Raw genomic sequence first — 1495 nt, 5'->3', positions numbered from 1 at the left:
CGATCCGCTTGGTCTTGGTGTTGACGCCTTCGGTGGGGCCGTTGCTGTAGGGAAGCGTGAGCGCTGCGTTCACGGCGTCGCGGTCTCGTTCCAGGCCCCTGGTGAAGGCGTGCAGATGAGGTAGATCGACCGCGCGGACCTGGCCGATCCAGAGCGAGAGCCGGTCGGCGTTTCCCGGCTGAGGCGTCAGGAGCTCGGCGAAGCCCCCGACAACGGCGGCCAGTCTGGTCATCTCTGGGCAGGCTGCGGTGAGCCGTGCCAGAAGATCTCGATGCTCGGGCTTGAGGTTGTCGGGCCTGGTAAGGATCATCCGGGCGAGCCGGCGCGGGGAGATGTGGCTGCGGTCGACGTCCGCGCGGCCTTGGTTGATGTACTTGTGCAGGAGGTTGAGGCAGCCCTCGTAGCCGAGGGCTTTGATCTCTTCGAAGAGGTGCGCGACGGGGACGCCGGGGTCCTCGGCTCGACGTGTGCGTAGGTGCTCGCGGTAGGGGTCGACGAGGCTGGCACGGTACTTGGGGACGCGGAGCATCCGCTCTGGCCGGTCGGCTCGCGCGTAGCGCTTGACGGTGTTCAGGGCCAGCTGCAGACGGCGGGCGGATTCGAGCAGGCCGACGCCCTGGTCGAGCAGGTCATGGACCTGGTGCCAGCGTTCCAGGGTCGTCTGTGCGCGGGGCCCGTCGTAGATGGGTGCGTCCAGTACGGGGGCCCAGCAGGTGCTGTGCGCCTTTACCTCGCTGAGGGCCGCTTCGCACAGGTTGTGCCATAGGTGCCACCTGTCCGCGACCTGCACCGCGTTGGGCAGGGCACGGCGGATGGCCTCGGCGTAGGTGGCCGAGCCGTCGCGGCACACGACCTCGACGCCGGGATGCTCACGTAGCCACGCTTCCAGCGTGTCGGCGGTGCGGTCGGGCAGTACCTCGATCCGCTCATGGGTCTCGGCGTCGATCACCACAGTGGCATAGCGGTGCCGCCGGCACAGAGCAAAATCGTCTACGCCGATCACACGAGGCGTCCGCCCGGTGGGCAACGGGATGCGCAGCAGGGCGCGCAGGGCCGTGTGACGGGACAGGCCCATGGCGAGTATCGCCAGCAAACGCGCCCCTGCCCGGCCCGCTAACTCCTTGACCACGGCTTTGACCTGCCTGTTCAGACGGGCCGTGCGGCGCTGGTATCGCTCCAGCACCCCGGGAACCTGTTCGCGGAAGGTGTGGCGGCAGCCGCGCGTGGGGCACACCAGACGTCGCACCCGCACGCGGACCACCACCCGACGCCCGTCGACCGGAACGTCGGCCGCCGTCCGCCAGTGATAGCCGTGAACCCGTCCCGACGAAGCCCCGCATATCGGGCAGACCGCGGTGTCCTGCGGCGTCCGGGCCCGCACCACGATCCGCTCACCCTCGTCGACCACGTCCTCGATGATCAGCGGGGACAGCCCCGAGAACACCGCCTGTACAAGCTCGTTAACGTCCTCCACATAGGAATCAACGACGCCTCG

General features: G+C 68.5%; 1 protein-coding gene. It reads right to left on the bottom strand.

Annotation, left to right across the window (positions count from 1 at the left end; translation table 11 throughout):
* The coding region (locus AB0I41_RS35185) for an ISL3 family transposase (protein ID WP_357115813.1) at positions 1-1444 on the bottom strand (1444 nt) is incomplete at its 3' end.
* Positions 1445-1495 lie beyond the last annotated feature (51 nt).

It is taken from the genome of Micromonospora sp. NPDC050200 (genome assembly GCF_040656135.1).
Classification (GTDB): domain Bacteria; phylum Actinomycetota; class Actinomycetes; order Mycobacteriales; family Micromonosporaceae; genus Micromonospora.
The sequence above is the reverse complement of the archived record's forward strand: the minus strand, read 5'-3'. Positions and strand labels throughout refer to the sequence as shown.